Origin of the sequence: Cellulophaga sp. (genome assembly GCF_039943695.1) — a bacterium.
Taxonomy (GTDB): Bacteria; Bacteroidota; Bacteroidia; order Flavobacteriales; family Flavobacteriaceae; genus Cellulophaga.
Map to the genome: position 1 here is coordinate 1 of NZ_JBDVAA010000117.1, position 1,752 is coordinate 1,752.

Annotated in this window: 2 protein-coding genes; one reads left to right on the plus strand and one right to left on the minus strand. The window is 34.2% G+C overall.

Annotated features, from left to right (window positions below; genetic code table 11):
• The coding region (gene trpS / locus ABJD66_RS08345) for a tryptophan--tRNA ligase (protein WP_348130334.1) at nt 1-862 on the minus strand (862 nt) is incomplete at its 3' end.
• Between the two features lie 144 nt (nt 863-1,006).
• Here trpS and ABJD66_RS08350 point away from each other — a divergent pair.
• The coding region (locus ABJD66_RS08350; RefSeq protein ID WP_348130337.1) for a lysophospholipid acyltransferase family protein at nt 1,007-1,752 on the plus strand (746 nt) is incomplete at its 3' end.

The following is a 1,752-nucleotide window of genomic DNA, read 5'->3' on the forward strand; positions in this document are numbered from 1 at the left end:
TATAATACTCATACTTTTCACGAGCATCTGCAAACTTAGCTACTATAACCTCAAACAACTCTTGCTTTGCGTGTCCGTAACCATAGTTACCACCTTTATATTTAGCACGCATTTCTTCAACCTGCTCTGGCGTTGCTAATATTTTATACAACTCAAACACATTATCACCTTCTGGCTCTTTAGGATCTTCCATTGGTGTACTATCTGTTTGGATACCCATAATTTGCTTACGTAACTTCTTATCAGTCTGAAACAAATTAATTAAGTTTCCTTTACTCTTACTCATTTTATCCCCATCTGTACCAGGAATAAATTTAGACTCCTCTTGCACTTTACCTTGTGGCAATACAAATGTTTCTCCCAATTGCGCATGAAACCTAGAAGCTACATCTCTTGTAATTTCTAAATGTTGCATTTGATCTTTACCCACAGGCACAATCTCAGCATCATATAACAATATATCTGCAGCCATTAACATTGGGTATGTAAACAAACCAGCGTTAACATCGTCTAACCTGTCTGCCTTATCTTTAAAAGAATGCGCTAAGGTTAATCTTTGATACGGAAAAAAACAGCTCAAATACCACGATAATTCTGTTGTTTGCGGAACATCGCTTTGTCTGTAAAAAACAGTTTTTTCAATATCTAAGCCAAAAGCAAGCCAGGTAGCAGCTACAGCATAAGTATTGTTACGCAATTCTTCTCCATTTTTTATTTGCGTTAGCGAATGCATATCTGCAATAAAAAGAAAAGATTCATTTTTTGGGTCGTTTGCCATATCTATAGCTGGCATAATTGCACCCAAAATATTACCTAAATGCGGCACTCCCGTGCTCTGTACTCCTGTTAAAACTCTTGCCATTTTATTTAAAATAATTGTAAAAATCAAAGGTAATGCAAATAGAAGAATAGACCAACATTTTGGTTTTTGGTTTTTTTAGTTTGATATTATTTAAAAAGTAAACTTTTTTAACCTTAGTTTTAATTAATTACTATTTTTGAAGCTATGTTCACTTTTATTAAAAACATAGGTCACCTAATTTACCGCATTTGGTTTTACATACTTGTGGCATTACCTATACTCTTATTTTTTCCGTTGTTATTTATCTTTTGCATTAAAGAAAAATGGTACCCATACTTTTTTTGGTTAGCACGCAACCTTTGGGCAAGACCAATTTTATTAGGTATGGGTTGCCCGCAACAAATAAAAAGAGAACAAAAGATAGAAAAAGGAAAAAGCTATATGCTAGTTGCAAACCATACTAGTATGTTAGACATTATGCTAATGTTACGCGCTAGTAGAAACCCCTTTGTGTTTGTGGGCAAAAAAGAGTTGGTTAAAATTCCGCTATTTGGTTTCTTTTACAAACGTGTGTGTATTATGGTAGACCGCAGCAATACCAAAAGTAGAACTGCTGTATATATGCGGGCACAAAGAAGACTAAAACAAGGACTAAGTATTTGTATTTTTCCTGAAGGTGGCGTACCAGAAGAAGACGTTATTTTAGATGAGTTTAAAGATGGCGCTTTTAAGATGGCTATTGCTCATAAAATACCTATTGTGCCAATGACATTTTTAGACTGTAAAAAAAGATTTTCTTTTACCTTTTTTAGTGGAAGTCCGGGTTTATTGCGCGTAAAAATTCATTCTTTTTTTGAAACCAATGAGCTAGACGAAGAACATAAAGCAACATTAAGAGAAGATGTACGAAACTTTATACTTAAAGAGCTGCAAAGTAAAAAACCAACTGG